The sequence below is a fragment of the Streptomyces sp. NPDC055287 genome (assembly GCF_053646035.1).
This window is the reverse complement of the sequence record NZ_JBSHNE010000004.1, coordinates 47,175-71,802: the sequence shown is the minus strand read 5'-3', so window position 1 is coordinate 71,802 and position 24,628 is coordinate 47,175. Positions and strand designations below refer to the sequence as shown.

20 protein-coding genes are annotated in these 24,628 nt (G+C 71.7%); 9 read left to right on the top strand and 11 right to left on the bottom strand.

The annotated features are described in order from the left end of the window. Positions 1-84: 84 nt before the first annotated feature. The 4 genes from ACWIHY_RS08335 to ACWIHY_RS08320 are packed head-to-tail and all read left to right on the top strand — an operon-like array spanning position 85 to position 6,671. Positions 85-903 carry a glycosyltransferase family 2 protein gene (locus tag ACWIHY_RS08335; protein WP_454374847.1) on the top strand — a complete coding sequence of 273 codons (819 nt, stop codon included), beginning with the start codon at positions 85-87 and terminating at the stop codon, positions 901-903. Then, on the top strand, positions 900-1,976 hold the full coding sequence (locus ACWIHY_RS08330; protein WP_454374846.1) for a glycosyltransferase family 2 protein: 1,077 nt from the start codon (positions 900-902) through the stop codon (positions 1,974-1,976). Before ACWIHY_RS08335 ends, ACWIHY_RS08330 begins: the two co-directional genes overlap by 4 nt. Positions 1,977-1,996: 20 nt before the next feature. Then, on the top strand, positions 1,997-2,782 hold the full coding sequence (locus ACWIHY_RS08325) for a polysaccharide deacetylase family protein (protein ID WP_454375119.1): 786 nt from the start codon (positions 1,997-1,999) through the stop codon (positions 2,780-2,782). Beyond that, positions 2,775-6,671 (top strand): lipopolysaccharide biosynthesis protein, encoded by a 3,897-nt coding sequence (locus tag ACWIHY_RS08320; RefSeq protein ID WP_454374845.1) that lies wholly within the window; start codon positions 2,775-2,777, stop codon positions 6,669-6,671. The genes ACWIHY_RS08325 and ACWIHY_RS08320 overlap by 8 nt, the downstream gene beginning before the upstream one ends. Positions 6,672-6,692: 21 nt before the next feature. On the opposite strand, the gene ACWIHY_RS08315 is transcribed toward ACWIHY_RS08320, so the two are convergent. After that, the gene (locus ACWIHY_RS08315) at positions 6,693-8,117 is read right to left on the bottom strand and encodes a xylan 1,4-beta-xylosidase (protein ID WP_454374844.1); all 1,425 of its coding nucleotides are present in this window, start codon (positions 8,115-8,117) and stop codon (positions 6,693-6,695) included. A gap of 149 nt (positions 8,118-8,266) precedes the next feature. Between ACWIHY_RS08315 and ACWIHY_RS08310 the strand changes: the two genes are divergently transcribed. Then, a complete protein-coding gene (locus ACWIHY_RS08310; RefSeq protein WP_454374843.1) occupies positions 8,267-9,361 on the top strand; it encodes a DUF5925 domain-containing protein in 1,095 nt (364 codons plus the stop codon). Between the two features lie 167 nt (positions 9,362-9,528). On the opposite strand, the gene ACWIHY_RS08305 is transcribed toward ACWIHY_RS08310, so the two are convergent. Continuing rightward, positions 9,529-9,903: a GntR family transcriptional regulator gene (locus ACWIHY_RS08305; RefSeq protein WP_454374842.1), complete on the bottom strand. Its 375-nt coding sequence runs from the start codon at positions 9,901-9,903 to the stop codon at positions 9,529-9,531. 72 nt (positions 9,904-9,975) lie between these two features. Between ACWIHY_RS08305 and ACWIHY_RS08300 the strand changes: the two genes are divergently transcribed. Together ACWIHY_RS08300 and ACWIHY_RS08295 are read left to right on the top strand one after the other, a co-directional pair. Beyond that, positions 9,976-10,896, top strand: coding sequence for a GNAT family N-acetyltransferase (locus tag ACWIHY_RS08300; RefSeq protein ID WP_454374841.1), 921 nt, complete (start codon positions 9,976-9,978; stop codon positions 10,894-10,896). Further along, positions 10,877-11,392 carry a DUF402 domain-containing protein gene (locus ACWIHY_RS08295; protein ID WP_454374840.1) on the top strand — a complete coding sequence of 172 codons (516 nt, stop codon included), beginning with the start codon at positions 10,877-10,879 and terminating at the stop codon, positions 11,390-11,392. The genes ACWIHY_RS08300 and ACWIHY_RS08295 overlap by 20 nt, the downstream gene beginning before the upstream one ends. Positions 11,393-11,398: 6 nt before the next feature. Here the strand turns inward: ACWIHY_RS08295 and ACWIHY_RS08290 are convergent, their stop codons facing one another. Genes ACWIHY_RS08290 through ACWIHY_RS08265 form a run of 6 tightly spaced genes read right to left on the bottom strand, consistent with a single transcriptional unit; the run spans position 11,399 to position 16,669 of the window. Further along, positions 11,399-12,022 (bottom strand): hypothetical protein, encoded by a 624-nt coding sequence (locus tag ACWIHY_RS08290; RefSeq protein ID WP_454374839.1) that lies wholly within the window; start codon positions 12,020-12,022, stop codon positions 11,399-11,401. A gap of 2 nt (positions 12,023-12,024) precedes the next feature. Continuing rightward, positions 12,025-13,161, bottom strand: a complete 1,137-nt coding sequence (locus ACWIHY_RS08285; RefSeq protein ID WP_454374838.1) for a methyltransferase domain-containing protein — start codon at positions 13,159-13,161, stop codon at positions 12,025-12,027. A 30-nt stretch (positions 13,162-13,191) separates the two neighbouring features. Further along, entirely contained in the window at positions 13,192-13,662 is a 471-nt protein-coding gene (locus tag ACWIHY_RS08280; protein WP_454374837.1) for a GNAT family N-acetyltransferase, read from the bottom strand. Then, positions 13,659-15,158, bottom strand: a complete 1,500-nt coding sequence (locus ACWIHY_RS08275; RefSeq protein ID WP_454374836.1) for a tripartite tricarboxylate transporter permease — start codon at positions 15,156-15,158, stop codon at positions 13,659-13,661. The genes ACWIHY_RS08280 and ACWIHY_RS08275 overlap by 4 nt, the downstream gene beginning before the upstream one ends. Positions 15,159-15,161: 3 nt before the next feature. Beyond that, positions 15,162-15,689, bottom strand: coding sequence for a tripartite tricarboxylate transporter TctB family protein (locus tag ACWIHY_RS08270; protein ID WP_454374835.1), 528 nt, complete (start codon positions 15,687-15,689; stop codon positions 15,162-15,164). Continuing rightward, a complete protein-coding gene (locus tag ACWIHY_RS08265; protein WP_454374834.1) occupies positions 15,686-16,669 on the bottom strand; it encodes a Bug family tripartite tricarboxylate transporter substrate binding protein in 984 nt (327 codons plus the stop codon). The genes ACWIHY_RS08270 and ACWIHY_RS08265 overlap by 4 nt, the downstream gene beginning before the upstream one ends. A gap of 154 nt (positions 16,670-16,823) precedes the next feature. Here ACWIHY_RS08265 and ACWIHY_RS08260 point away from each other — a divergent pair, with 154 nt between their 5' ends. Both ACWIHY_RS08260 and ACWIHY_RS08255 read left to right on the top strand, forming a co-directional pair. After that, positions 16,824-17,528, top strand: coding sequence for a response regulator (locus tag ACWIHY_RS08260; protein ID WP_454374833.1), 705 nt, complete (start codon positions 16,824-16,826; stop codon positions 17,526-17,528). Positions 17,529-17,915: 387 nt separating this feature from the next. Then, positions 17,916-18,959 (top strand): lytic polysaccharide monooxygenase auxiliary activity family 9 protein, encoded by a 1,044-nt coding sequence (locus tag ACWIHY_RS08255; RefSeq protein ID WP_454374832.1) that lies wholly within the window; start codon positions 17,916-17,918, stop codon positions 18,957-18,959. Between the two features lie 88 nt (positions 18,960-19,047). Here the strand turns inward: ACWIHY_RS08255 and ACWIHY_RS08250 are convergent, their stop codons facing one another. The 3 genes from ACWIHY_RS08250 to ACWIHY_RS08240 form a co-directional block, all read right to left on the bottom strand. Then, entirely contained in the window at positions 19,048-19,908 is an 861-nt protein-coding gene (locus tag ACWIHY_RS08250) for an esterase/lipase family protein (protein ID WP_454374831.1), read from the bottom strand. Positions 19,909-20,096: 188 nt separating this feature from the next. Then, positions 20,097-21,074: a DNA polymerase Y family protein gene (locus tag ACWIHY_RS08245; protein ID WP_454374830.1), complete on the bottom strand. Its 978-nt coding sequence runs from the start codon at positions 21,072-21,074 to the stop codon at positions 20,097-20,099. Beyond that, positions 21,071-24,553, bottom strand: a complete 3,483-nt coding sequence (locus tag ACWIHY_RS08240; RefSeq protein WP_454374829.1) for a DNA polymerase III subunit alpha — start codon at positions 24,551-24,553, stop codon at positions 21,071-21,073. Before ACWIHY_RS08240 ends, ACWIHY_RS08245 begins: the two co-directional genes overlap by 4 nt. Between the last annotated feature and the right edge of the window lie 75 nt (positions 24,554-24,628).

Sequence of the window (24,628 nt, the reverse complement as noted above, 5' to 3'; positions counted from 1 at the left end):
TGGGTGAGAACCCCCCTTTCGAACCGGAAACTCATCCGGACCGCCCGGGGGCGGGCGGTCCACCGGTGGAGAGGGAAAAGACTCATGAGCTCATTCCTCCGCCCTGCGATCGAGGGCCAAGATCCGTTAATGTCCGGCAGTTACCGTCCGGTCTCCTCACATCTCGCCATTGCGCCGCCGGTGAGCGTCGTGATCCCCGCCATGAACGAGGCGGAGAATCTGCCGTACGTCTTCAAGACCCTTCCCGACTGGATCCACGAAGTGATCCTGGTCGACGGGAATTCGACCGACGACACCGTACAGGTGGCCCGTGATCTCTGGCCCGGAATCAAGGTCGTCAAGCAACGTGGAAAAGGCAAGGGCGACGCACTGATCAGCGGATTCGCCGCGTGCACGGGCGAGATCATCGTGATGATCGACGCTGACGGTTCGGCCGACGGCCACGAGATCGTCAGTTATGTGTCGGCGCTCGTCTCCGGGGCCGATTTCGCCAAGGGCTCGCGTTTCGCCAACGGCGGCGGCACGGACGACATGACACCGGTCCGCAAGCTCGGAAACCGAGTGCTGTGCGCCGTGGTCAACGCCAAGTTCGGTGCTCGATACACCGACCTGTGCTACGGCTACAACGCCTTCTGGCGGCACTGCCTCGACAAGATCGACCTCGACTGCACGGGCTTCGAGGTCGAGACCCTGATGAACATCCGGGTCGTCAAGGCCGGCCTGCGGGTCCAGGAGATCCCCAGCCACGAGTACGTCCGTATCCACGGCGTGAGCAACCTCAGCGCGGTACGGGACGGACTGCGCGTTCTCAGAGTGATCCTCGAGGAGCGGGGAAAGCGGCGCACCGGACGCCGCCGCCCGCCGGTCTTCGCGCCGGGTGCCAGCCGGGGAGAGATGTCTTGAGCCACCTGGACATCTCGGTGGTGATCTGCGTCTACACCGAGGACCGCTGGGAGGACATCCTCGCGGCGGTCGACTCGGTGCGCCGCCAGTCACGGCCCGCCGCCGAGACACTGCTGGTCGTCGACCACAATCCGGCACTCCTGGAGCGCCTCGGCAAGGAGTACAAGGAAGAGAAGGAAGCGGACGAGGAGGTGCGGGTGCTCGCCAACGCGGGCCCCCGCGGCCTCTCCGCGGGCCGCAACACCGGTATCGCCGCCGCCCACGGCGAGATCGTCGCCTTCCTCGACGACGACGCCGTGGCCGAACGCGACTGGCTGCGCCACTTCGGCGAGGCGTACGCCGATCCGCGCGTGATGGCCGTCGGCGGCAGGACCGTGCCCGCCTGGGCGTCCGGCCGCAGACCGGACTGGTTCCCCGAGGAGTTCGACTGGGTCGTCGGCTGTACGTACAGGGGCCTGCCGCCGGGACGGGTACGGGTCCGCAACGTACTCGGCGGGAACGCCTCCTTCCGCAAGTCGGCGTTCGACGCGGTGGGCGGCTTCGCCACCGGCATCGGCAGGGACGGCGACAAGCGGCCGCTGGGCTGCGAGGAGACGGAGCTGTGCATCAGGCTCACCCAGGCCCTGCCGGACGCGGTGCTGCTGATCGACGACCGCTCGGTGATCCACCACAAGGTCCCGGCCGTCCGGGAACGCTTCGGCTACTTCCGGTCGCGGGCGTACGCCGAGGGGCTGTCGAAGGCACTGGTGGCGCGAAGTGTGGGCGCGGGCAAGGGACTCGAGTCCGAACGCCGCTACACGACCCGGGTCCTGCCGGCCGGGGTCGCCCGCGGGCTGCGCGACGCGGCCCTCGGGCGGCCGGGCGGCGCGGGCCGGGCCGGCGCCATCGTGGCCGGAGTGGCGGCTGCGGCGGGCGGGTACGTGCTCGGGAGCGTCCGGGCGCGCAGGGGCGGGGGCGCCTTCTCGGTGCCGCGCCCGGCCTCGGTGCCGGCGCCTCCGGTGCCGTGGACGGGCCCGGCCACAGTGCCGGGCCCGGCTTCCGGTAGATCGCGTGCGCGAGGTGAGACGCGGTGAAGGGGCCGGTTCCGATCCTGATGTACCACGCGGTGGGGCACCGGCCCGCGAAGGCGGCGTACGGCCTCTCGGTCTCTCCCGAGGCGTTCGCCGAGCAGATGGAACTGCTCGGCGAGCGCGGCTTCACCCCGCTCACCACCGCGCAACTGGGCTCGGCCTGGCGGGGCGGCGGCACACTGCCGGAGCGGCCGGTGCTGATCACCTTCGACGACGGTTACGAGGGCGTGCACCGGCACGCCCTCCCCGCCCTCGCCAAGCACGGTTTCGCGGCCACCGTGTTCGTCTCGACGGGCTGGCTGCGCGGCCCGTACGACGTCGGAGACGCCCTCGACACCATGCTCGACTGGGACCAGGTACGGGAACTGACCGCCGCCGGGACCGAGATCGGCGGCCACAGCCACACGCACCCGCAGATGGACCAACTGACGGACAGGGAACTGTGGTTCGAGACCCGCCGCTGCCGGGAGATCCTCACGGAGGAACTGGGCACCCGGCCCGTGTCCTTCGCCTATCCGTACGGCTACTCGAGCCGGCGCGTGCGCCGTACGGTGCGCGAGGCCGGCTTCGCGCAGTCGCTCGCCGTGGGCAACGCCCTCGCCGAAAGGCGCCAGGGGCCGTACGCCCTGGAGCGGGTGACCGTGCGGCGCGGAACCGGCATCAAGGAGTTCGAGCGACTGGTGGAGGGCCGGCCGGCCGCCCGTGACTTCGCCGTGGACCGGATCCTCACCAAGGGGTACGCCATGGTCCGCAGAGCCCGAGCGGCCGGCCGCGCGGCAAGCCGGAAGGTAAGCAGGAGCCGTGTCTGACACGACCACCGCCCAGGCCGAGAGCCCGGCGACGGGGCAGCCGTCGCCCGGGCGCCGTTTACGTCTGCCGGGGAAGGGCCGCGGGAACCCGCTCTTCCGCAACGCCTACGCGCTGATGCTCAACACGGGCATCAGCGCGCTGCTCGGTCTGAGCTTCTGGCTGGCCGCGGCCCGGTACTACTCGGAGTCCGCCGTCGGCCAGGGCTCGGCGGCGATCGCAGCCATGAAGCTGCTGGCCGGCCTGACCGCGCTGACGCTCACCGGAGCGCTCGCGCGCTTCATACCGGTGGCCGGGCGCCGGACCGGGCGGCTGGTCCTGCGGACCTACGCCGCCAGCTCCGTGGTGGTCGCGGGCGCGGCACTGGTCTTCCTGTCCACGCTCAGCCTGTGGGGTCCCTCGTACAGCTTCCTGCACGGCCCGCTGAACGGCCTCGGCTTCGTACTGGCCGTCGTCGCCTGGTCGTTGCTCACGCTCCAGGACGGCGTACTGACGGGTCTGCGCAGCGCGTTGTGGGTGCCCGTCGGCAACACCGTCTTCTCCGCCGTCAAGCTGGTGCTGCTGGTCGTGATAGCGGCCTCGGTCCCCACCGCGGGCGTCTTCGTCTCGTGGGTCGCGGCGATCGCCGTGTCGGTGGTCCCGCTGGGGTGGCTGGTCTTCCGGCGTCTGGTGCCGGAGCACGTGGCGGCGACCGAGGACCGCGCCCAGCCGCTGACGCTGCGGCAGATGGGCCGCTTCCTGGCCGGTGACTACACGGGGTCGCTCTTCTCGCTGGCCGTCGTCTACGCGGTGCCGGTGATCGTCGCCTCGCAGGTCAGCTCCGAGGACAACGCGTACTTCTACATCACCACCACCATCGGCGGCACGGTCAACCTGCTCGCGATCAACATGGGCGCCTCGCTGACGGTGGAGGGCGCGCACGACCCGAGCACCCTCGCCCAGAACTGCCGGGCCGCGCTGCGCCGCATGGCGCGCATCATGCTGCCCGTCGCGACGGTCCTGTTCTTCGGCGCCCCGTACATCCTGGGCGTGTTCGGCGACGGATACGCGGACGCCGCGACGCCACTGCTGCGCTGGTTCGCCGTCGGCGCGCTGCTGCGCGTCGTCATAGAGGTGTACTTCGCGGTCCTGCGCGCCCAGAGCCGTACGTCCGGACTCGCCTATCTCCAGGGCGGGCTGTGCGTCCTGGTGCTCGGGCTGACCCTGCTTCTGCTGCCGCGCATGGGACTCGTGGGGGCGGGGATCGCGGAGATCTCCAGCCTGGCGGTCGTGGCGTCGGTCGCGGGCGTGATGCTGTACCGGGTGGTGCGGTCGGCGCCGCCCGCGGGTGCCACGGTGGCGGACGCGGCGGCCCCGGACGGCGACCTGGCGGATCTGGCGGTCGACGGCGACCGCGGCGACGCGGGCGACTCCCCCGGTGACGACCGTTCGGACGGGGAAGGCGCGCCCGGCGGCGAGTTCGGGACGCGCTGGGCGCTGCGCTCGGCGCTGGACTCGCCCACCATGCCGCTCGGGGCGCGGCTGGACTTCGACCATCAGGAGCGCAGGCCCGATGTGCGGCCGGGACCGGAGACTCCGGCCGCCGGCACGCCCGCGGCGGGGAGCGACCACGCCGACGCCGTGGCCGGCAGCGGTGAGTCCGGTAACCGGCCCACGTGGGCGCTCAGGTCCCCGCTGCCGAGGGCCATTCCGTCGCTCCGCCCCACCCCGTCGTCCTCGTCCACCCCGTCGTCCCCGTCCGCGGCGCCGGCCTCGTCGGCATCGTCCGTCCCGGCTGCCACACCGTCTCCCGAGGCGAGCGAGGAGCCCGTGGCTTCCGCCCACCGGGCGCACGACGCGCCGTCCGCCCCCCGCCGCACCTCCGTGCCGCGCGCCCTGCGCGCCCGCGTCCCGGAACTCGGCGTCGGGCTGCTGCTCCTGGCCGCGCTGGCGCTCTACTGGCTGCCGGTGCGGGGCATCGGCGAAGCCGGCCTGGACCGCATGGGCGGCCTCGGGCTGATCTCCGTACTCCCGGCGGCGACGCTGCTCGGCGCCGGCCTGCTCGCACTGTCCTTCGCCTCACTGCTGTGGCTGGACCGGCCCCGGACAGTACTGCTGGGCGTCGCCCTGCTGGCGACGGTGGTGTCGCTGCACGCGCTGCCCGCCGTACTGGAGGCCGAACCGCGCTTCCCGACGGCCTGGCAGCACCTCGGCTTCCTGGACTACATCGACCGGACCGGCACGGCGGTGCCCGACCTGGACGCTCGCTGGAGCTGGCCCGGTTTCTTCGCCCTGGCCACCTTCGTCGCCGAGGCGTGCGGCGTCTCGGACATGTCAGCGGTGATCCGCTGGTGGCCCCTGGCCATGCAGGTGCTCTACCTGCCGCCGCTGTTCCTGCTGGTGCGTTCGATGCGGGCGAGCTGGCGGGCCAAGTGGGCCGGGGTGTGGATCTTCGTCCTGAGCGGCTGGGTCGGCCAGGACTACTTCTCGCCGCAGGGCTTCACGTACGGGATGTACCTCGCCTTCGTCGCGGTCCTGCTGGTCTGGTTCCGAGAACCACGCGTGCTGTGGACCAGGCGGCGTCCGGGCGAGGCGGAGGTCAGGCCGGCCGGCCGGCGCGAGAAGGCGGTGCTGCTGCTGGTCCTGGTCGGGCTCTTCGCCGCCACCGTCCCCGCCCACCAGCTCACACCGTTCGTCATGCTCGGGGTGCTCGCCGTCCTGGTGATGGCGGGCCGCTCGACGCTGCGGGGCCTGCCGATGCTGTTCGCCGTACTGGTCGCGGTCTGGATCGGCTTCTTCGCCGAGCCGTACTGGTCGGGGCACTTCGACGAGCTGTTCGGGGGCGTCGGCGGGGTCGGCGGCAATGTGACCTCGTCCGTGTCCGGCCGTATCGAGGGCGGCAGTTCGACGCACAAGCTGGTGCTGTACGTCCGGGTCGCGATGGCCGGCGGCGTGATGGCCTTCGCGTGCTGGGGCTGGTGGCGGCGGCGCTTCGCGGGCTACCGCGAGCGCTCACTGCTGGTGCTGGCGTTCGTACCGTTCCTGGGCTTCGGCATGCAGTCGTACGGCGGCGAAATGGCGCTGCGCGTCTTCATGTTCGCCCTGCCCGGCGCGGCCCTGCTGGCCGGGCTCGCGCTGTTCCCGCGGACCGGCGTCACCGCCGCGGAGCGGGATGCGGACCGCAAGAGCCTCGCGCCGCTGGCCGCGCTACTGACGGGGCTGCTCCTGATGGGCGGCTTCCTCGTCTCGCGCTGGGGCAACGAGTCCTTCGAGCGGACCAGGACCGGCGAGGTCGCGGCGATGGAGTTCGTGTACGCGCACGACGACCCGTCGGTGCGGCTGCTGTGGATGAGCAACGACACCATCGACAACGTCACGCCCGCCATCCCGTGGGGCGCGCGGGACATGGAGAAAGTCACCTACGTACCGACGCTCGCCCCTGTCGATCCGGTGCTCGTGGCGGGCCTGGTCAAGTCGCTCAAGGACGCCGGCCCGAACTCGTACCTCATGATCAACCGGAGTCAGTCGACGTACCTGCGGCTCGACGCGGGTTACTCGCCCACCTGGGAGAAGCGGCTGACCGCGCATCTCGACCAGCGGCCCGAGCTGAGGAAGGTGGTGGCGAACGCCGACGTGTCGATGTACGCGCTGCGCGTGCAGCCCGACGGCCCGGTCGAGAAGCCGGCACCGGGCCCGGCGGGTCCGAAGATCACCTGGACGCCCTGGTCGGTCGTGGGCGCGCTGGCCGCGCTGGCGCTGATCGTGCTGCTGACGACGCGGGAGGTCGTACGGGTGGCAGTGGCGCCCGGCGTCCGGCAGTTGCAGTGGCTCCAGAGCACGTTCTGGTTCTCGCTGCCGCTGCTGGCCGTACTGCTGGCCTCGCTGGTGCAGCGCTTCCTGACGATGTCGTAAGAGGGAGGTGGCGGCGCGGCCTCAGCGCGCCAGCCACCTCACCTCGTACCCCTTCATGCCCAACGACTTCCCGTCGACCCTGGCCCTGATGGGGCGGTCGAGCGTGTTCACGACGAGGACCACCCGGTCGTCGGCGAGGACCCGGACGTTGGGTACGTCGTCCTTGGCGACCGGCACCGAGTCGTCGTACCGCGTACCCGGCGGGAACTCCTTCGCGAACCGTGACAGCAGCTTCATCATGGGCAGCGGCCCTCCGCCGTCGGCGAGCTGGGTGGACCGCCACAGACACCCGGCGCACTCGGCGCCCCTGTTCTGCGGATTCCAGTAGAAGGCGGTGTTCGCGCCGCCCCGGGCCATCGCCATCAGCCCCGAGGCGTGGACGGCGCTGCGGCGCGATTCGCTCCAGCCGTCGCGGTCGTCATCGTCGTCGCCCGGTTCGACGTAGTACTCCGCCCACCACACCGGCAGGCCGCCCGATCGCTCGCGGATCCACTCGCTCACGGCGGTCAGCTTGTCCGTGGCGCGGAACTCGTCGGGCAGCAGCTCGTCGTCACGCGTGTAGCTCGCGCCGTCGACGACGACGAAGTCCGCGCCCTTCTTGTGTTTGTTCCAGTAGGTGTACGCGTCGAGGACGCGCTGGTCGACGCTGCCCCACGGCCCCTTGAGCGCGGAGGCGTACGTCGTGTCGCGCGGCTCGTAACTGTCCATGACGAGGTAGGGGCCGCCGACGAGATTGTCCTCGTTGACCTTCTTCAGCTCGGCGTGCACGAGGTTGTAGAGCTCGGTGTAGCCCTCGTAGTTCCAGCGCCGGCGGTCGTCGTCGAAGAAACCCTTGAACTCGTTCCAGACGATGAAGTGGCGTACGTCGGGGTAGCGCTTGGCGACCGTCGCGGCGAGCTTCGCGAAGTCCTTGTAGTGCTCGGGCCGGGGAGCGGTCTCCAGGGACCTCTTGCTCCAGTCGGTGTTGTCCGCCCCCGCCTTGCCGCCCTTCATCCAGTCGGGCGCGCAGCACAGGGTGATGACGGGGGTGCCGCCCGTCCTGCGGACCAGATCGACGCGGCTGTCCAGCTCGTCGAACCGGTACCGGCCGGGAGAGGGTTCCGGGTTCTCGGCGCCCCATCCCATGATGTGCTGGATCTGCGGCAGCGGCTGGGCGGACAGCGTGTCCTCGGCCCGGCGCAGGGCGCCTGCTTCGCCCTCGTCGGCGCTGTACTGCGTGTGCGTGAAGCCCCAGCCGAGCTCGGGTTCCGGCGCGGCGGACGGGAACACGGGGGTGCCGTGCACCTTGTCGCCGTCGGCGGTGGTGCCGGCGTCGCCGTCGCGTCCGTTCGTGTCGGGCAGCGTCGCGCACATCGTCAGTACGAGGGCGATCGCGACCAGGCCCACGCCGATCAGTGCGGTGAACCGCCACCGCCTTGCCCCGGAGTCCCACCCATGGCGTGCCATCACGGCCAGCGTATCGGCGGGGGGTGGCATTCCGTCAGGTATCGCAGGAACAGGCACGTAACGGCACGCTGCTCCGTGGAACAGCGTGGAACGGATGAACGTGTGAATCCTGGGTGCACGGGACGGCCCCGTGCCGGATCATGGGCGCCATGTCCGCAAACCCTGAGGCCGCACTGCCGATCCGGCTGAACGTCGACGACAGCGATTCGCCGTCGGACGTCGTCGACGCGCTTTTCCTCGGCCGTTTCGCGACGGGCGAGCAGCCGTACTCCCACAGCAGGTCGATCGACCGCGTCAAACCCGGCGCCACTCTCCTGCCGCCGTCCGCGAAGGTTCTGCGCGCCGCCCGCGACGACGACCGGAGCGCGACCCTGGTCGAGGGGGACGGATGGACGATGCTCGTGTCCCGCTGGACCCGGGGCGCGGACGTCACCGTGACGGCCACCACCTCCGAGCTGGCGGAGAAGATCCTGAAGCAGGCGACGGACGGGGTGCAGGACGAACCCGAACCGCAGCCCGAGAACGTCACGATGGGCTTCTGGTACGTCTCGCCGCGCCGCGGCCCGCACCGCACCACCCGGCAGATCGCCGCCGGTACGTGGGACGAGGTGCGGTCCAACTACACCGCTCCGGTCGCCGACGCCATGGACCGGCTGATGAAGGTGACGCCGGACGACATCGCGGGCCGGCTGCTCCTGCTGCACGGGCCGCCGGGTACGGGCAAGACGTCGGCGCTGCGCACGCTGGCCCGCTCCTGGCGCGACTGGTGCCAGGTCGACTGCGTACTCGACCCGGAGCGGCTCTTCAACGACGTCGGCTACCTGATGGACATCGCGATCGGAGAGGACGACGGCTCGGCGAAGGGCCGCTGGCGGCTGCTCCTGCTGGAGGACTGCGACGAGCTGATCAGGGGCGAGGCCAAACACACGGCGGGCCAGGCCCTTTCCCGCCTGCTGAACCTGACGGACGGTCTGCTGGGGCAGGGCCGGAACGTCCTGGTCGGCGTCACCACGAACGAGGACCTGGAGCGCCTCCACCCGGCGGTGGTGCGCCCGGGGCGCTGCATGGCGCGCATCGAGGTCGGCTCACTGACGCGGGCGGAGGCGGTGAGCTGGCTCGGTACGGAGGAGGGCGTCGGCCGCGAGGGCGCGACCCTGGCGGAGCTGTACGCGCTGCGGCGCGGCAGCGGCCCGGCGTCGGTCCCGTCCCAGCCGGACGGCTCGGACGCGGGCCTGTACCTGTAGCCTGCGGCGCCGCGCGGTGAAGCCGAGCCCGTCCGGTGCCTTCCCCGCAGCAGCCCGTCCGGCGTTGGAGGACACGCCCCCAGGGCATCCGGGGTCCGGGGCCTGCCCCGGTTCGGGAAGGGGCGGGCAGGGGAGCAGCGCCGCTGGCAGCCCGCACGCCCGGCCCCCTACCCCTCGTACGCCGCCCGCAGGGCGTCCTGCACCGCTGCCAGCGCCTCCGCGTGGCCGAGGCCGAGACGCCGGGCCCGCTCGGCGTAGCCCGCGGCCGCGGCCGCGGCCTGGCGGTCCGCCGCCTCCCCCGCCGGCGCGACGAACGTCCCGTTGCGCCCCCGCGTCTCGATCACCCCGTCGCCCTCCAGCGCCCGGTACGCCTTCGCGACGGTGTTCGCGGCGAGGCCGAGGTCCTCTGCGAGGCCGCGTACGGTCGGGAGTCTGTAGCCCACCGGCAGCGCACCGGCGTGGGCCTGCTCCGCGATCTGGGCGCGCAGTTGCTCGTACGGAGCGGTACCGGATTCCGGGTCAATGGCGATCTTCAAAGTCACGGCCCGATTGTCCCCCACCGAGGAGAAAAAATGGGAGGCACCCGGACGCCCCCTGCGCGTAACGTCCGCCGCATGACGCTGATCGTTCGTGACTTCACGCCGGCCGACACCGACGCGTGGATCCGGGTGCGCCGCGCCGCGGTCCCCTTCATGGTGACGACGCCGGAGTCCGTGGCCTTCGAACGGGAGACCGCGCACCCGGACAAGAAGATGCGCATGCTGGTGGCCGAGGAGGACGGCGAGATCATCGGCACGGCCTTCGCCGGTATCGCCCACGACAGCACCGATCCCGGCCAGTCGTACGTCACGCCGTACATCCATCCCGGCCACCGCCGCCACGGCGCGGGTTCGCTCCTGCTGCGCGCGGCCGAGGAGCATCTCGGCGCCGCGGGCGCCACGGCCGTCTACGCGTGGGTGGTGGACGCGCCGGAGTCCCGCGCGTTCGCCGAGAAGCGCGGCTACCGGCCGACCCGTCCCCTGCACTTCCAGCGCCTCGACCTGGCGAACGGCGAACTGCCCCCGCGGCAGCCGCTCCCCGCCGGGGTCGAACTCCGTACCGCGGCCGATTTCCGGGACGACCCGAGGCCGGTGTTCGAAGCCGACGCGGAGACCACCGCCGACGAGCCGAGCGACATCAGCACGGACTTCACGGACTACGAGGACTGGATCAGCCACACCTGGAACCACCCGCTCCTGGACCACGGCCTGTCCACCGTCGTGATCGCCGACGGCCGGATCGCGGCGTTCACCGCGGCGCAGACGGACGGCCTGACCCGCTACTGGTCCGGCATGACCGGCACCGTACGGACCCACCGCGGCCGTGGCTTCGCGAAGCTGGCCAAGAACGACTCCCTGCACCGGGCCCGCGCCGCCGGTTACACGGACGCCTTCACGAGCAACGACGCGGACAACGAGCCCATGCTCACCGTCAACAAGTGGTTCGGATATGAGATCTGCGCCTCGGAGGTACGCCATGTTCGCAAGCTCGGCTGAGACAGCGACCGGGACGAAGGGCGAGGTCGAGATCGCCCTTGTCAAGGCCGGCCGTACGAAGATCCGCTACCCGGCGTCCGTGCTCTTCGACGACGGCACGCACCTCGCGGTCAGTGCGCCGTGGGCAGCACCGGACGTACGGGACTTCGGCTTCGTACAGTTCGAGCCCGGCGACGTGTTCACGGAGCACTACTGGCGCGACCGCTGGTACGCCGTCAAGGAGGTCAGGGCCGGCGACGGCACGCTGAAGGGCTGGTACTGCGACGTGACACGCCCGGCGGTGGTCGTCGACGGCCGGGTGGAGGTCGAGGACCTGGACCTGGACCTGTGGGTGTCGGCGGACGGCGCCACCGTCCTGCGCCTGGACGAGGACGAGTTCGAGGCGAGCGGCCTGGCGGACCGGGATCCGGAGGCGGCGGCCGAAGCCCGCCGCTCTCTCGACGACCTCGAAGCCCGTGCCCGCGGCGAGGGCTTCGCGGGCCTGCTCGACGACTGAGCGAGGTCAGCCGGAAGCCCCCACATCGTTGTTGGGGGCTCCGTCCCCCACCGGGGGCAGGTCGCCACGCTCGGGCATCTCGTCGACGCCGGCCCCCTCACCGCTCGCCGGGAGCACTTCGTCCAGCTCCTTGCTGTCGGCCCGGTGCGCCTTGTGGGCGGCGTCCCGCAGGGTGGCTCGGTCCACGAGGTTCGCATCGGCGCTGATCCGCACGACATGGCCCTCGTACGCCCGCGCGTACTCGTGCCTGTCCGCCTCCGCGCGGTACCAGAAGTCGCCGTCGCGCTCGCACTCGGCGGACCCACCGGGCCCGGCGGCGTCCGCCGGCTTGTCCGCGCAACTCGCCTCGGCCGGCTGCCCCCGGTCGACCGCCAGGCTCATCTGCCCGCCGGTGGCCGTGGAGAAGTACGAGGCCGAGAAGCCGTCGTTGCCGACGACACCGACGGACTGCCGGGCCAACTCGTATCCCGGTGCCTCGGTGACATAGATCAGCTCCAGCGCCGACTCCCCGGCCCGCGCCCTGAGTTCCGCCGGAGGCGGGGCGGCGGCGTCGTCCGCCTTCTCGGCTCCGCAGGCGGCGAGCACGACCGGAAGCAGCAGAGCGGCGAACACACGCGGGACCCGGGTCATCCTCACATTCTGCCGTACACACGTCCGCCTTCTCGGGCCGGCGGGTCCGTGGCCGGAAGGTGAACCGCCCGCCGCTCCTCCTCCTCGCCGTAGGCGACCGAGTCGCCGTCCTCGTGCCAGTGGACGACGAAGCGCTCCCCCGCCCGGTACGCGTCGAGGCCCGCGCGGCCGTAGGCGACCATGTCGGCCGGGAGGTCGCCCAAGGGATGCCAGGCGAGTCCGGAGCACTTGTCCGGCTCCCGGTTGTACGGTTCGCCGCCCGCCCCGTACTCGGCCTCGAAGAACCACCCCGTCCTCGGCTTTCCCCCCGGCCCCCGGTGCTGCATGACCAGGGCCACGCGCAGGTCGGCCGGCGTCAGCGCGATGCCGATCTCCTCCGCCGCCTCACGGATCATCGCCGCGCGGACGTCCTCGCCGTCCTCGACGTGTCCCGACGGTCCGTTCAGCAGGCCGTCCGCATACCCCGTGCCGACGCGGCGGGCGAGCAGCACCTCGTCGTCCCGGCGCAGGATCAGGTGCACGTCGACCACTTCGGCGTGGCGGCGGCGCGGCATCGGGTGAGCGACCAGCGCGTACCGGTCGTCGTCGACGGTACGGCCCCACAAAGACGCGTCGGCGGACAGGGGTTCGTGCCGTACGTGCGAGGTGAGCGGGGTCAGCGCTGCCATCACCTCGGCTGCCGGGAGGCCCACGCCGCCCCACACCCCCTCGACGAGCAGCAGCCGCCCGCCGGGCTTCAGCAGCGCGCACCAGTGGCGCAGCGCGGCGCCCGCGTCCGGCAGCAGCCACAGGACATGGCGGGCCATCACCACGTCGAACGTCCGGTCCCCGACCGGCGGTTCGAAGGCATCACCGACAAGGACCTCGGCCTCCGTCACCCCGGCCAGCTTGATCCGGGCGAGGTCCACCATCCGGGGCGAGCGGTCGACCCCGGTCACCCGGTGCCCCTGCTCCGCGGCGAGCAGGGCCAGGCTCCCCGTACCGCAGCCGAGGTCGAGCACTTCGGCCGGCTGCCCGCCCGCCGGCAGCCACGTCCTCATCCGCGCAGTCCACGCCTCCCGCACGGCGGGGTCGAGCAGCCCGTGATCGGGCTCCTGGTCGAAGTCGTCCGCGGTCGCGTCCCAGTCGATCGTCGTCATGTGTCCGATCGTCGCAGCCGCCACTGACAATCAGGCGGGGCCGCCGGGGGCGCCCCGCAGCCGCTTGCGGTAGTGGAAGCGGTCGTACACGCCCTCCACGCGCCGTTCCACCAGCTCGTACCCGAAGTGGGGATAGATCTTCTGGTTCTCCCACATCTTGGCGTTCGTGCACAGACGCACCTCCCCCAGCCCGAGCGAGCGCGCGTACTCCTCGACGTACTCCAGCAGGCGGCGGCCCACCCCCTGCCCGTGGGCGTCGGGGTGGACCGCGATGCTGTCGAGGAAGAGGTGGTCCTCCCCGGGGACGAGCACCAGGACGCCGTGCACCGGGTCGCCCGTCACGAACACCCGCCCCGCAGCGACGTTCGCCGCGTGATCGGCCTCCATCGGGACCGGCACGACGCCGATCCGTTCGATGTAGTGGTGATAGGCCGCGTCGGTCACGGCCTTCACGCTCGGTACGTCGGCGGGGGTTGCGGGGCGGATGGTGTCGTCGGTCATGCCGACACGTTACGACGGCGTCGCGTCACCGCCTTCTTCAGCCAGGGCCAGGCGAGCAGGATCACGATCACGGCGTAAACCGTCATCGAGAAGGGGGTGTTGAACAGTCCGGTCGCGCTGCCGTCGCTGATCTGGAGGGCCCGGCGCAGTTGCTGTTCGGCGGCCGGGCCGAGGATGACACCGATCACCGCGGGCAGGACGGGCAGCCCGTACCGCCGCATGCCGAACCCGATCAGGCCGATGACCAGCAGGATCACCAGGTCCAGTGCCTCGCCGCCCACCGCGTACGCGCCGACCGCCGCGAAGAAGAGGATCCCCGCGTAGAGGTACGGACGCGGGATGCGCAGCAGCTTCGCCCACAGCGGCGCCAGCGGCAGGTTGAGCAGGAGCAGCAGCACCATGCCGACGAAGAGCGAGGCGATCAGGCCCCAGACCAGGTCGGGTTCGCGCTCGAAGAGCAGCGGGCCCGGCTGGATGCCGTACTGCTGGAACGCGGCCAGCATGACGGCGGCGACGGCCGTCGTCGGCAGGCCGAGCGTCAGCATCGAGACGAGGGTGCCGGCGGCCGAGGCGGAGGCCGCCGACTCCGGCCCGGCCACGCCCTCGATCGCGCCCTTGCCGAACTCCTCCTTGTGCTTGGAGAGGCGCTTCTCGGTGACGTACGAGAGGAACGTCGGGATCTCCGCGCCGCCGGCCGGGATCGCGCCGAACGGGAAGCCGATGACGGGCCCGCGCAGCCAGGACTTCCAGGTGCGCTTCACGTCCGCCCTGCCGAGCCACGGGCGGCCGACCGGGATGGGCTCGGCGACCGCGCGCCGCAGGTGCGCGGCGACCCAGAGCGCCTCGCCGATCGCGAAGAGGCCGACCGCGACGATCACCACGTCGATACCGTCGGCGAGCTGGAGCGAGCCGAAGGTGAGGCGCTGCTGGCCGGTCATCTGGTCGAGGCCGACCAGGCCGATGGTCAGGCCGATGAGCAGCGAGGCCGCGCCCCTGATGCGGGAGGAGCCGAGTACGGACGTCACGGCGATGAAGGCGAGCACCATGATGGCGAAGTAGTCGGGCGCGCCGATGTCCACGGCCAGCGAGGCGACGGTCGGGGCGAGCGCCACCAGCAGGATCGTGCCGATCATGCCGCCCGCGAAGTGACCGATGGCGGCGGCCGCGAGAGCCTGCGCGCCGCGTCCGGCCTTCGCCATCGGGTTGCCTTCGATGGCCGCCACGACCGCCGCGCTCTCACCCGGGGTGTTGAGCAGGATCGAGGTCGTGGAGCCGCCGAACATCGCGCCGTAGTAGATGCCCGCGAACATGATGAAGGCACCGGTCGGCTCCAGCCCGTACGTCACGGGCAGCAGCAGGGCGACCGCCATCGCGGGCCCGATGCCGGGCAGTACGCCGATGGCCGTGCCGAGCAGGACGCCTATCGCGGCCCAGAGCAGGTTGACGGGCGTGAGGGCCGTACCGAACCCGTCGAGAAGGGAGTTGAGGGAGTCCATGACTCAGAGCACCTCCATCAGGGGGCCACCGGGGAGCGGGACTCCGAGCAGGTTGTTGAAGACGAAGAACGTGACGAGGGAGAGGCCTGCGGCGATGAGCGGATCGCGGTCGTAGTGGCGGCTGCCCAGCGCGTACGCCGATCCCCAGAAGAGCAGGGCGCCGGAGACGGGGAAGCCGAGCGGGCCTATGAGGACGGCGTTGCCGAGGAAGACGCCGGCGAGGAGCAGGACCGTACGCCAGTCGCCCGGCTCGCTCAGATCGATGTCCTCGCCGCCCTCGGCCTCGCCGCGGCCGCCGCGCAGGACGTCGACGGTGAGGAGTACGGCGACGAGCAGCAGGGCGATCCCGACGACGACCGGGACGGTCCTGGGGCCGACGGGGCCGCGCTGGGTGAGGTCGACGTCCATGGTGAGGGCGTCGGTGAGGACGAGGAATCCGAGCAGCAACAGCAGGGCGCCGACGCCGATTTCGGAGTGTTCGCGCAGCCAGGACCGGGGCGCGCGGGCGGGGGTTTCGGTTCCGGTCGTCACAGCCCCAGCTCCTTCAGCACCGCGTCCACGCGCTTGTCCTGCTCGTCCAGGAAGTCGCCGAATTTCTCGCCGGTCAGGAACGCGTCGTCCCAGCCGTTCTTCTTCATCGACGCCTGCCATTCGGGCGAGTCGTGCAGCTCCTCGACGAGTGTGACGAGCTTGTCGCGCTCGGCGTCGGTGAGGCCTGGCGGCGCCACGATGCCGCGCCAGTTGGTGAAGTCCGTGTCGAGTCCCGACTCGCGCAGGGTCGGGGCGTCGAGGCCCTCGACGCGCTCGGGTCCGGTGACGGCGAGCAGCCGCAGCTCACCCGACTTGATCTGGTCGAGGTACTCGCCGACGCCCGATACGCCGAAGGCGACCTTGTTGCCGAGGATGGAGGCGAGCAGCTCGCCGCCGCCGTCGAACGGGATGTAGTTGACCGATTTCGGCTCGATGCCCGCGGCCTTCGCCATCAGCATCGGGGCGAGGTGGTCGGGCCCGCCGGGTGAGGAGCCGCCGCCGACGGGGAGTTTGCCGGGGTTCTTCTTCCAGGCGGCGACGAGGTCGTCGATGGTCTTGTACGGGGAGTCCTTGGCGACGACGACGATGTCCTGCTCCTCGGTGAGCCGGGCTATCGGGGTCGTGTCGCCGAGGGTCTTGGGCGATTTGTTGGTGTGTACGGCGCCGACGACTCCGAGGCCCATCGACATGGCGAGCTTGCCGTTGCCGTGTTCGCCGACGAGCCGGGTGAGGCCGACGGTGCCGCCGGCGCCCGGCAGGTTGAACACCTCGATGTTGTGGGTCAGCCCGGCGTCCTCGGCGTTCTTCGCGGCCGTACGGGCCGTGATGTCGTATCCGCCGCCGGGTGTGTTGGGAACCATGAAGCGCAGGCCGGGGATCTGCGTGCCGGTGTCGGCGCCGCTGCCTGTCGTGAGCAGCGGCGGCCCCACCAGTACCAGCAGTGCCGCCCCGAGCAGGGCGAGGGGAGTGCGCATGCGCACCTGGGCCACCACCTGTCCGTTTGAACTGGGAATTCGCTGGGAAATCCGGCGAACTTGTGAAGTGGCCCACATGTTGCCCGCGCGTTAACAAGCTGTCTCCCTTCCGCAATCAACGGACGTTGTGGTCCTTGTGGTCGCGCCCTAGCCTTGCGCGGTGACCAAGGTGCTGGTGGTGGACGACGACTTCATGGTCGCCAAGCTGCACAGCCGCTACGTGTCCGCGATGGACGGATTCACGGTCGTCGCGGTGGCGCACAGCGGCGCCGAGGCGTTGCGCGCGGCCGAGCGGCTTCGTCCCGATCTGGTCCTGCTCGACGTGTATCTGCCGGACATGGACGGGATCAGCGTGCTGCGCGAACTGCGCGCGGCGGAGGAGCGGGCCGCCGACCAGGAGGACAAGCACACCGTTGACGCCCTGTTCATCACGGCGGCGCGGGATGCGGAGATCATCAGGGCGGCGTTGCGGGCGGGCGCCCTGCACTATCTGATCAAGCCGTTCAACCAGGCCGCGCTCCAGGAGCAGCTGCGGCATGTGGCGTCGATGCGTACCCGCTTCGACGAGCTCGCCGAGCAGGGCGAGGCGCGCCAGGCGGACGTCGACCAGATCTTCGGGACGCGCCCGCCGGGCTCGCGCGAGCTGCCGAAGGGCCTCGCGGCGCACACGGCGGAACTGGTGGAGCGCACCCTGCGGGAGCACCCCGGCGGCCTGTCCGCGACCGAGTGCGCAGCGTCGGGCTCGCTGTCGCGCGTCAGCGCGCGCCGCTACCTGGAGTACTTCGCCGATACGGGCCGCGCCGAGGTGACGCTGCGGTACGGCGGGACGGGGCGGCCGGAGCGCCGTTACCGGTGGGTCGGCTGACCGTTCTTGACGGCCGCAGAGTCCCTCTGCGTCTCAAGACGGGCGCGCTGCCCGCCGCCATCTGCCTCACCGGTCGTGATCATCTTCCTGAGAAAGCACCAACCCGGCCATCTTGTTCCGGCCGCCGCCATGCCCGGGCGTTGCTGCTGGATGGGCTCCTGCGGCCCGGCTTCCTGAGCCCCTTCTTAGTCTCGCCTTAAAGCCACCATAAAGATCGTGCGCACCGCTGCCAGCAGCGGTTTCCGCCGGTTCCTGGGGCTAGCGTGCTGATCGCCGGGGCGGGGTTCAGTCCGTCGGCGCCGCTGGTTTTCGGGGGGCTGCGCCGCCGGACTCGATCTCCGCCCCCGTGCCCCCACACGCTCGCCCATCGCTAGGAGAAACGTCCCGATGACCGCTCGTCGCCGTCGTACCGCTGCCTCCATCGCCGCCCTCGGCATCGCGCCGCTCGCGCTGACCGCCCTGTCCGCCGCTCCGGCTTCCGCCCACGGTTCGATGACGGACCCGGTCTCGCGGGTGTCGGCCTGTTACGCCGAGGGTCCGGAGAGCCCAGACTCCGCGGCGTGCAAGGCGGCGGTCGCGGCCAGCGGTGCGCAGGCGTTCTACGACTGGAACGCGGTCAACATCGCGAACGCCGCCGGGAATCACAAGCAGCTGATCCCGGACGGCAAGCTGTGCAGCGCGGGCAACGACAAGTACAAGGGCCTGGACCTGCCTCGCGCCGACTGGCCGTCGTCGAAGCTCGCCGCCGGCAAGCACACCTTCCGCTACAAGGGCACAGCCCCGCACAAGGGCTCGTTCGAGCTGTACCTCACCAAGGACGGTTACGACCCGACGAAGCCGCTGAAGTGGTCCGACCTGGAGGCGAAGCCGTTCGCCAGCGTCACGGACCCGAGGATGGAGAACGGCGACTACGTCTTCGACGGCACGGTCCCGAACAAGTCGGGCCGTCACCTCGTCTACAGCGTCTGGCAGCGCTCGGACAGCCCCGAGGCCTTCTACACCTGCTCCGACGTGGTGTTCGGCACGGACACCGGCGGCTCGGGCGCGGCTCCCGCGCCGGTCGCGTCCGCACCCAGCGAGCAGGAGATCGCGGACGGCGCCGACGAGTCGTCCGTGGAGCACAACGGCCACGGCGACAGCGACAACAAGACCGGCGCCGAGGTAACGGCCCCGGTCGCCGGACAGGACGAAGCGGGCCAGGACGACGCCGTACAGCCGGCCGACCGGCCGGCCGCCGAGAAGCCCGCCGCCAACGCACCGGAGGTGAAGGGTGACGCCGCGCAACCGGTCACCGCTGACGCCGGCGAGAACCTGGCCGAGACGGGTGGCGACAGCACCACTGCGTACATCGCGATCGGTGGCGCCGCCGCGCTGGCCGTCGGTGCCGCGGTGATGTTCGGCTCGGTCCGCCGCAAGGCCGCCCGCCGCTGACCCGCCCGGTCGGTGCCCGGGCACCGACCGGCGCGCAGGACCGCTGCCGCCCCCACCTCGTTTCCCGGGTGGGGGCGGCAGCCGTGTCTCAGAGTGCCGACGCGCAGGTCGTCGGGGTGGCCCGGCCGGGATCGAGGGCGTTGGCCACCTCGTGGAACGCGATCCGGTCGATCAGGCCGATCGCCACATGCTCCGACAGGTCGACGGGGCACAGGTCCTGGAGAGTTACGTTCCGTACGCCGGGACCGTCGAGGAACTGGGAGCGGTACGGGGTGACCACCTGGTCGTACCGCGTGGCGATGACCGTGTAGCGCACCCCCGGAACGGTGTCGCCGCCCTCGTTGAGCCTGGTCAGGAAGGCGGATCCGGAGATCTGGTCGGCGAGGCCCGGGGTCTTGGCGGTCAGCAGATCGCCGGCACCCGGGAAGTGGGGCAGGAGTTTGGCGAGTCCGAGGAGGGTCGTGCCGCGGTTGTCGGGCGCGATGCCGATGAGGGCGTTCACCTCGTCGGCTCCGCCGAGGAACTTGAGGTAGTGACGCGGCATCATGCCGCCCTGGGAGTGGCCCACCAGGTCGGCCTCGGGGGCGCCGGTGGTGGCGAGCACGTTGTCGACGAAGGTGTCGAGCTGGGCCGCCGACTTGTCGATCGGGCCCAGGCCGTGGAAGAAGGGCACGTCGGGGAGCTGTCCGTAGTCGAGGGAGAAGACGCAGTAGCCGCGCCGGACCAGGTACGGGGCGAGGCCTAGCCAGTTGTCGACGGAGTTGCCGAAGGTGCCGTGGACGAGGACGACCGGGCGGGGATGGGCGGCGGTCGGCTTGCAGGAGTAGTCGTTCCACCCGCTGGTGGGGGCCGGGGTGGCAGCGCTCGCGGTGGCGGTGGGGGTGAGGGTGGCCGCGAGCGCCAGGAGCAGGGCGGCGGCGGGTCTGAGTGCGCGCTTCCAGGGCAGCATCGGGTGATCTCCTTGCGGCTCAAGGGGAGTTGCGACGAGGTGCGCCCGTGATCCGGATCACAAAGATGCCGTGCTGCCGCTAAATTACGCGCGAGTAGTGGAAGAGTGAAGTGACGCGCCGGTAAAAATTGACGGAGAGTCAACCAGGCGGTACGGGTGGCTGCTGAGGCAGCCGTTTCAACGAGCCGTCAGGCGGCCAGCGACCCCGGAAGCACCGCCCGCGGCCCGAACTTCGCCCGCGCCCGGTCCGCCACCGCCTCGATCCGGCGCGCCTTTTCGTCCGCCGGGTCGAACGTCAGCTGGTGTGCGGCCTGTTCCGCCGGAGCCAGCCCCTCGGCGCGCAGTGCGACGGCGCGCACCCTGGCCCGTTGCAGGCCGAGCGCCTCGTAGAGCCCGTACGCCGTGGTGGTGAGCGCCGCCGAGTGGGCCGTCGGCTCCCCCATGGTCCGGGTGCGGGTGGTGGTGGAGCGGTCGGCGTAGCGCACGGTCAGCGTCAGCGAGCGGCAGACCTGCCCCTCGCCGCGGAGCCTGACACCCACCTCCTGCGCGAGGGAGAGCAGGGCGCGGCGGTGGCGTACCGGGTCCAGTTCGTCGCGGTCGAAGCGCCGTTCGGCGGCGAGCGAGCGGGAGGCCGCGTTCGGGACGACCGGCGTACGGTCGATGCCGCTCGCCCTCTCCTGGAGTTCGCGCCCCGCCCGCGCGCCGACGATCCGCTGGAGGGTGGCGAGCGGCGCGGCGGCGACCTTGCCGACGGTGTCGAGCCCGTACGAGCAGAGCGTGCGGGCGGTCGCGGGTCCGACGCCGAGCAGTGCGGCGACCGGCTTGCGGCCGAGGTACGCGGCGGCGGCCTCCAGGTCGCCGGGTACTGCCAGCGTCTTCCCCGGCGGCGCGTCCTGCGCGGCGGTCCTGGCGAGCAGCGGGTTGGCGCCCACGCCGATCGTGCAGTCGGCGCCGCAGTGGGCGAGGGCGCGCACCCGCAGCAGGGCGGCGAGCCCGGCCGCGTCGCGCCCGAAGTACCGCTCGGCGCCCCGGACATCGACGAGCGCGCCGTCGGGCGGGAGCGCCTGGACGGTGGGGGTGATGTCCTCGATCAGCCCGAGCAGGGTGGGGAGCGCGGCCTCGGACAGCTCGGCCCCGGCGGCGTGGAAGCGTACGTAAAGGATCATCCCGCGCTCCCGGGGCTCGAATGCCACAGCTTGCGGCCGGTCGGGACTCCTTCGCCCGCGGGCTGGAGGTCCGCCCAGGGGTTCATCTCGTAGCCGGTGGGCAGGTGGATGCGCCGGCCGTCGTCGCCCTGCCCGGGTGCCTCTTCCGCCGGCTCGGCGGGAGCCGCCAGCCGCGCCGCGACCGCGTCGAGTCCGCCCGTACGCCGCAGCTCCACGAGCTCCGCCAGGTTCCAGGCCGCCGAGCCGACCACGCTGAGGCTGCGCGGCCCGCGCCGCTGCACCACGCCGCGCACCAGCAGCAGCCAGGAGTGGAAGACGGTGTGCGCGCACGCCGCGTGGCTGTCGTCGAAGAAGGCGAGGTCGACCAGGCCCGTACCGTCGTCGAGGGTCGTGAAGATGACCCGGCGGCCCGAGCGGACCGGCGGGGTCTGGGTGGCGGCCTTGGCGCCCGCGACCAGGACGGTCTGGCCGTGTTCGGCCATCCGGAGCCGCTTGGCGGAGGTCGCGCCCAGCTCCTTGAGGAAGGTGTAGTGGTCGCCCATCAGGTGACGGGAGGCGTCCATGCCGAGGACGCCGAGTTCGGCGCTCAGGCGCTCCGCCTCGTTGAGGTCGGGGAGCCCGGCCGGGGCCGCCTTCTGGCCTTCGCCTAGGGAGAGCTGGCCGCCGCTCGCGCCGGAAGTGCGCTGCGCGGCGCGCAGTTCGGACAGGTGGAGCAGCAGGTCGCGGCGGTTGGCACCGAACGCGTCCAGCGCCCCCACCTGCGCGAGCCGTTCGGCGACGGGCCGGCTCGGGTGGGCCCGCTGCCACAGGTCGAGCAGGGAGGAGTAGGGCCGGCCCGCCACGATCCGCGCGGTCTCGGCCTCACTGATGCCGTGGACGTCCGCGAGCCCGAGCCGGATCCCCCATACCGCACCCGACTCCCGCTTTGCACCATTTCCGCCAGACACCAGTTCGATCCGATGAGCGGCCGCCGACCTGTTCACATCCAGCGGCAGCACGGGCACTCCGCGCCGCCGAGCGTCCGCGAGCAGCAGCCGCTTCGGGTACATGCCGGGGTCGTGCGTGAGCAGTCCGGCGTAGAAAGCCGCCGGGTGATGGGCCTTCAGCCACGCCGACTGGTACGTCGGCACGGCGAAGGCGACCGCGTGCGCCTTGCAGAAGCCGTACGACCCGAACGCCTCGACGATCTCCCAGGTACGGGCGGTCACTTCGGGCGAGTAACCCCGCTGCTCCGTCCGCTCCGCGAACCAGGCCCGGATCTGCCCCTGCGCCTCCGGGTCGGAGAGCCCGCGCCGCATCTGGTCCGCCTCGCCCCGGTCGCAGCCGGTCATGATCCGCAGAATCTCGATGATCTGCTCGTGGAAGACGACCACGCCGTACGTCTCCCGCAGCGCGTCCTCCAGGTCCGGATGCGGGTATCGGGCGGGCGCGCGGCCGTGCCTGGCCTCGATGAAGGGCCGCACCATGTCGGCCGCGACGGGCCCCGGCCTGAACAGCGAGATGTCGACGACCAGATCGCCGAAGGTCGCGGGCTGGAGCCTGCCGACCAGATCGCGCTGGCCCGGCGACTCGATCTGGAAGCAGCCGAGGGTCTCGGTCGAGCGGATCAGTCCGTACGTCGCCGGGTCGCCCTGCGGCACCTGCTCCGGGTCGTCGAGGTCGAGCGTCACGTCCGCAGCCCGCCGCAGTTCCGCGACCGCGTGCGCCATGGCCGACTGCATCCGTACACCCAGTACGTCGAGCTTGAGCAGCCCGAGGTCCTCGACGTCGTCCTTGTCGAACTGGGACATCGGGAAGCCCTCGCCGCTGGTGGGCATGACGGGCGTGCGGCGCAGCAGCGAGGCGTCGGAGAGCAGCACCCCGCACGGGTGCATGGCGATCCCGCGCGGCAGCGCGTCGAGCGCCTCGACGAGTTCCCACATCCGCCCGTACCGGTCCTTCTCGGCGGCGACCTCGCGCAGTTCGGGCAGCTCCTCCATCGCGGCGCGGGCGTCGCGCGCCCGGATGTGCGGGAACGCCTTGGCGATACGGTCCACCTCGGCCGGGTCCATGGAGAGTGCGGCGCCCACGTCCCGTACGGCGTGCCGCACCCGGTACGTCTCGGGCATGGCGACGGTCGCGACCCGCTCGACGCCGAAGCGGCCGATGATCGCGCGATAGACCTCCAGGCGGCGGGCGGACTCGACGTCGATGTCGATGTCGGGCAGCGCGGACCGCCGTTTGGACAGGAAGCGTTCCATCAGCAGGTGGTGTTCGACGGGGTCGGCGTGCGCGATGCCGATGAGGTGGTTGACGAGCGATCCGGCGCCGGAGCCGCGCGCGGCGACCCGGATGCCCATGTTCTTCACGTCGTCGACGACCCCGGCGACGGTGAGGAAGTACGAGGCGAAACCGTGGTGGGCGATGATGTCCAGCTCGTGGTGCATCCGCTGCCAGTACTCACGCGCCCGGGGCCCGCGGTCGTAGCCGCGCAGCAGCATTCCGGCGGCGGCCCGGGACGCCAGCACGCGCTGCGCGGTGCGACGGCCGGCGCCGACGAGGTGCGGCTCGGGGAAGTGGACGACTCCGAGCCCGAGGTCGTCCTCGGGGTCGACGCGGCAGGCGGCGGCGGTCTCCTCGGTCAGGGTCAGCAGCCGGTGGGCGGCGGCCCGGCGGTATCCGGCGGCCTCTGCGACCAGCTCGGCGGTACGCGCCATCTCCTGCGCGCTCTTGAGCGAGCGCTCGCCGCTGTCGAGGGGCCCGCGCGGGTCGATGGGGACGAGCCTGCGGGCCGCGTCGAGTACGTCGGCGACCGGACCGAGGCCCGGGTCGGCGTACCGCACGGCGTTGGTGAGCACCGGAGCCACACCCTGCGTGGCGGCGAGGCCGAGGGTGCGGGCGGCCAGCCGCAGCGAGCCGGGGCCGGTGCCCGTACGGCCGTGGTGGACGACTTCGAGGCGCAGCGCGTCGCCGTAGATCTCCCGCCAGGGCGCGAGCAGCGTGGCTGCCCGGTCGGGCCGGCCGGCGGCCAGCGCTCTGCCGACGTCGGAGCCGGGGCCGAGCAGGACGGTGAGCCCGTCGCCGAGATTGTGGGCCCAGTCCAGGACGGGGTTGCGCCCGCCGGCCTCGTGGGCAGCGGAGATCAGCCGGCAGAGGTCCGCCCAGCCGGCGGCGCCGTCCCGGGCGAGGAAGGTGGCGCGGGGCGCGGACTCGTCGACGAAGGCTCCGCCGCGCACCGGCGTGCGCCGACGCTGCGTACGCCCCTCTTCCCGGGTACGCTCCCCCGGCCCCAGCGCCAGCTCCGCGCCGAAGAGCGGTCGTATGCCGGCTTTCGCGCAGGCCTTGGCGAAGCGGACCGTGCCGGCGACGGTGTCCCGGTCGGTGAGAGCGAGGGCGTCCATACCGTGCTCGGCGGCGCGCTCGGCCAGCCGTTCGGGGTGAGAGGCGCCGTAGCGCAGGGAGAACCCGGAAACGGTGTGCAGATGCGTGAACGCGGGCATCGCACCTCCTGAATCCCCTGAATCCGTCCGGTCTCACCTCCCCCTGTCTCCACCATAGACCAAGTTTCGAACATT

Coding starts and splice junctions, on each gene's coding strand:
- ACWIHY_RS08245 (WP_454374830.1), bottom strand. CDS start 21,074: ATGATCCTTTACGTACGCTTCCACGCCGCCGGGGCCGAGCTGTCCGAG.
- ACWIHY_RS08315 (WP_454374844.1), bottom strand. CDS start 8,117: ATGGCACGCCATGGGTGGGACTCCGGGGCAAGGCGGTGGCGGTTCACC.
- ACWIHY_RS08285 (WP_454374838.1), bottom strand. CDS start 13,161: ATGACGACGATCGACTGGGACGCGACCGCGGACGACTTCGACCAGGAG.
- ACWIHY_RS08300 (WP_454374841.1), top strand. CDS start 9,976: ATGACGCTGATCGTTCGTGACTTCACGCCGGCCGACACCGACGCGTGG.
- ACWIHY_RS08290 (WP_454374839.1), bottom strand. CDS start 12,022: ATGACCCGGGTCCCGCGTGTGTTCGCCGCTCTGCTGCTTCCGGTCGTG.
- ACWIHY_RS08280 (WP_454374837.1), bottom strand. CDS start 13,662: ATGACCGACGACACCATCCGCCCCGCAACCCCCGCCGACGTACCGAGC.
- ACWIHY_RS08335 (WP_454374847.1), top strand. CDS start 85: ATGAGCTCATTCCTCCGCCCTGCGATCGAGGGCCAAGATCCGTTAATG.
- ACWIHY_RS08310 (WP_454374843.1), top strand. CDS start 8,267: ATGTCCGCAAACCCTGAGGCCGCACTGCCGATCCGGCTGAACGTCGAC.
- ACWIHY_RS08325 (WP_454375119.1), top strand. CDS start 1,997: ATGTACCACGCGGTGGGGCACCGGCCCGCGAAGGCGGCGTACGGCCTC.
- ACWIHY_RS08255 (WP_454374832.1), top strand. CDS start 17,916: ATGACCGCTCGTCGCCGTCGTACCGCTGCCTCCATCGCCGCCCTCGGC.
- ACWIHY_RS08295 (WP_454374840.1), top strand. CDS start 10,877: ATGTTCGCAAGCTCGGCTGAGACAGCGACCGGGACGAAGGGCGAGGTC.
- ACWIHY_RS08275 (WP_454374836.1), bottom strand. CDS start 15,158: ATGGACTCCCTCAACTCCCTTCTCGACGGGTTCGGTACGGCCCTCACG.
- ACWIHY_RS08250 (WP_454374831.1), bottom strand. CDS start 19,908: ATGCTGCCCTGGAAGCGCGCACTCAGACCCGCCGCCGCCCTGCTCCTG.
- ACWIHY_RS08240 (WP_454374829.1), bottom strand. CDS start 24,553: ATGCCCGCGTTCACGCATCTGCACACCGTTTCCGGGTTCTCCCTGCGC.